Raw genomic sequence first — 4,043 nt, 5'->3', positions numbered from 1 at the left:
TCGTCGCACCTGCCCGCGCGCCCCGCGCTGCGGACGACGACCGCGCTCGTCGCCGCCGCCGTCCTCGCCCTCACCGGCCTCGTCGCCGCGGTCCGCGCGCAGCCCGCCGCCGCCGCGGCCGTCACCGTGCTCGCGTCCGACTTCGAGCAGGGGCTCGGCGGCTGGGGCGGACGCGGGGCCGCAGCCGTCGCGCTCACGTCGACGGACAACCCGCGCGGCACGCAGAGCCTCAAGGTCACCGGGCGCACGGCGTCCTGGAACGGGGCGACGCGCGACGTCACGACGCTGTTCGAGCCCGGCACCACGTACACGGTGTCGGTGTGGGTGCGGCTCCCGTCCGGGTCGTCCGGCAGCGCGGGCGTGCGCCTGTCCGCCCAGCGCGACAACGCCGGCGTGTCGTCGTACGACACCATCACGACGAACAACTCCGTCACCTCCGGCGCGTGGACCCAGCTCACCGCGAGCTACACGCCCGGCACGTTCACGACGGCGTCGCTCTACGTCGAGACCACCGGGTCGCTCACCGACCTGCTCGTCGACGACGTCCTCGTCACCAGCACCGCGCTGACGCCGGACCTGACCCTGCCCCGGATCAAGGACGTCTGGGCGAGCAGCTTCCCCATGGGCGCCGCGATCGAGGCCCCCGAGACGCTCGGCGCCCGCTCCGACGTCCTGCTGCGGCACTTCGGCCAGGTCACCCCCGGCAACGCCATGAAGCCCGACGCCACGCACCCCACCGAGACCACGTGGACGTTCGCCGGCGCCGACCAGGTCGTCGACTACGCCGTCGCGCACGACCTCGACGTCTACGGCCACACGCTGCTGTGGCACCAGCAGACGCCCGCGTGGTTCTTCCAGAAGTCCGACGGCTCCAGCCTCACGACCAGCACCGCCGACCAGGCGCTCCTGCGCTCGCGGCTGCAGACCCACATCCAGACGCTCGCCGACCACTTCCGCACCAAGTACGGCGAGTACGGCACCGCGGGCAACCCGATCTTCGCGTTCGACGTCGTCAACGAGGTCATCGACGAGAACCAGTCCGACGGCCTGCGCCGCAGCGAGTGGTACCGGGTCCTCGGGCCGTCGTACATCGCCGACGCGTTCCGCTACGCGCGCACCGCGTTCGGGCCCGACGTGCTGCTGTTCATCAACGACTACAACACCGAGTTCTCGAACAAGCGCGCGCCCTACCTGTCGCTCGTGCAGTCCCTGCTCGCGCAGGGCGTGCCCGTCGACGGCGTCGGCCACCAGCTGCACGTCGAGATCGGCCGGTCGATCAGCGGCATGGAGGCCACCATCAGCGCGTTCGAGGCGCTGCCCGTGACGCAGGCCGTCACCGAGCTCGACGTCTCGACGTACAAGTCGTCGGGCGAGTCCTGGGCGACCCCGCCCGCGTCGCGCCTGCTCGAGCAGGCGTACTACTACCGCGACGTGTTCGCGATGCTCAAGAAGCACGCGTCGTCGCTGACCTCGGTCACGCTCTGGGGGCTCGACGACAGCCGCACGTGGCTGCGCGCCGGTGCCGCGCCGCTGCTCTTCGACGGGACGCTCGGCGCCAAGCCCGCGTTCTGGGGGGTCGTGGACCCGTCGCGCATCGAGGCGACGCCGACCCCGACGCCTACCCCCACGCCGACGCCGACTCCCACGCCGACGCCGACTCCCACGCCGACGCCGACGCCCACGCCGACGCCGACTCCCACGCCGACCCCGACTCCCACGCCCACCCCGACGCCGACGTCCGGCGGCGCGTGCGTCGTGGACTACCAGGTCAGCAGCGCCTGGCCCGGCGGGTTCGTCGGGCAGGTGACCGTCGTGAACAACGGCACCGCGGTCGTCGACGGCTGGACCGTGCGCTGGACCTTCGGCGCCGGCGAGCAGCTCTCCCAGGTGTGGAGCGCGACCGCCACGCAGTCGGGCACCCAGGTCACGGCGACGAACCTGTCGTGGAACAGCCGCCTCGCGGCGGCCGGGGGGTCGACGACGTTCGGGTTTATCGGCTCGTCGAGCGCGACCCCGGCCGCGAACCCGACGGCCGCGAGCCTCAACGGCACGACCTGCGTGGTGCGCTGACCGCAGACGGCGACCACGACCGCTGCGCCGCACGGGACCGGGACCGACCCCCTACCGTGCGGCGCAGCCGTGTCCAAGGTCCGACGTCCCACCGCGGTCCGTCCGGCACCCCACTAGGGTGAGGTCGTAAACCCACCCGCTCGTCGAAGGAGCACCCATGGCCAGCATCGAGGCCGTCGGCGCCCGCGAGATCCTGGACTCGCGCGGCAACCCCACCGTGGAGGTCGAGGTCGCCCTCGACGACGGCACCATCGCCCGTGCAGCCGTGCCCTCGGGTGCGTCGACCGGTGCGTTCGAGGCCGTCGAGCGCCGTGACGGCGACAAGTCCCGCTACCTGGGCAAGGGCGTCGAGGAGGCCGTGAACGCGGTCATCGACGAGATCGCCCCCGAGCTCATCGGCTTCGAGGCCACCGAGCAGCGTCTCGTCGACGCCGCGCTCATCGACCTGGACGGCACCCCCAACAAGGGCAAGCTCGGCGCCAACGCCATCCTCGGCGTCTCGCTGGCCGTCGCGAAGGCCGCGGCCGACTCGGCCGACCTGCCGCTGTTCCGCTACGTCGGCGGCCCCAACGCGCACGTCCTGCCCGTGCCGATGATGAACATCCTCAACGGTGGGTCGCACGCCGACTCCAACGTCGACATCCAGGAGTTCATGGTCGCCCCCATCGGCGCCACGACCTTCCGCGAGGCGCTGCGCACCGGCACCGAGGTCTACCACTCGCTCAAGTCCGTGCTGAAGAGCAAGGGCCTGGGCACCGGCCTCGGCGACGAGGGCGGCTTCGCGCCGAACCTCGAGTCGAACCGCGCCGCGCTCGACCTCATCCTCGTCGCGATCGAGAAGGCCGGCTTCACGCCGGGCGTCGACCTGGGCCTGGCCCTGGACGTCGCCTCGACCGAGTTCTTCAAGGACGGCGCCTACCAGTTCGAGGGCAAGGCGCAGACGCCCGAGTTCATGATCGCGTACTACGAGCAGCTCATCCGGGACTACCCGCTGGTCTCCATCGAGGACCCGCTGTCCGAGGACGAGTGGGCCTCGTGGTCGCAGCTCGTGTCCGAGGTCGGCGACCGCGTGCAGATCGTCGGCGACGACCTGTTCGTCACCAACCCGGAGCGCCTCGCCAAGGGCATCGAGCTCAAGTCGGCGAACTCGCTGCTGGTCAAGCTCAACCAGATCGGCACGCTCACCGAGACGCTCGACGCCGTCGAGCTCGCGCAGCGCAACGGCTTCACGACGATGACCTCGCACCGCTCCGGCGAGACCGAGGACACCACCATCGCCGACCTGTCCGTCGCGACGAACGCCGGCCAGATCAAGACCGGTGCCCCCGCCCGTGGCGAGCGCATCAACAAGTACAACCAGCTCCTGCGCATCGAGGAGGAGCTGGACGACGCCGGTCGCTACGCCGGCCGTTCCGCCTTCCCGCGGTTCCGCCAGGGCTGACCCGACCGGGTCCCGCTCGACGACCGGAGGCCGGTCACCCCACGGGGTGGCCGGCCTCCGGCGTCCCGGCGGGACGTGACGTGACCGCGCGGGCGAACCGCCGTCCCGCCGCTGCTCCCCGCCGCCGCTCTCCGCCGTCGATCCCTCCCAGCCCCCTGCCGACCCCGTCATGGTGGTCGTCCGGAGCGCCGACGCGGGCGCGACGACGGGGTCGGCGTAGTCGGGCGCGTGAGGTGCGGCTGGCCTCGACCCCGTCATCGTGGTCGTCCGGAGCGCCGACACGGGCTCGATGACGGGGTCCCCGCGGCCGGGTCCGTGAGGGCGCGACCCGCCCGTCCGTGGCGCGTCCGCGCAGGTGCCGCGCCGCCAGGGCAGAATCGACGCCATGCCCTCCCCGCGCCGTCCCGTGCCGCCGAGCGGCCCGGGCAGGCGCCCGGCGTCGCCCCGGACGAGCCCGGCGACCCCCGCCGCGGGCACCCCGGCCGCCGGCACACCGACCGCTCGACCCGCGACTCGACCCACGGCCCCGCGC

2 protein-coding genes are annotated in these 4,043 nt (G+C 72.8%); both read left to right on the top strand.

The window, feature by feature from the left end; all coding sequences use genetic code 11:
- On the top strand, window positions 1-2,070 hold a 2,070-nt coding region (locus tag CBZ_RS03450), incomplete at its 5' end, for an endo-1,4-beta-xylanase (RefSeq protein WP_307720743.1).
- A gap of 157 nt (window positions 2,071-2,227) precedes the next feature.
- A complete protein-coding gene (gene eno / locus CBZ_RS03445; RefSeq protein ID WP_130780206.1) occupies window positions 2,228-3,511 on the top strand; it encodes a phosphopyruvate hydratase in 1,284 nt (427 codons plus the stop codon).
- Window positions 3,512-4,043: the final 532 nt, after the last annotated feature.

Source organism: Cellulomonas biazotea (assembly GCF_004306155.1).
GTDB classification, from domain to species: domain Bacteria; phylum Actinomycetota; class Actinomycetes; order Actinomycetales; family Cellulomonadaceae; genus Cellulomonas; species Cellulomonas biazotea.
This window is presented reverse-complemented; position numbering and strand designations above follow the sequence as displayed.

Coding starts and splice junctions, on each gene's coding strand:
- eno (WP_130780206.1), top strand. CDS start 2,228: ATGGCCAGCATCGAGGCCGTCGGCGCCCGCGAGATCCTGGACTCGCGC.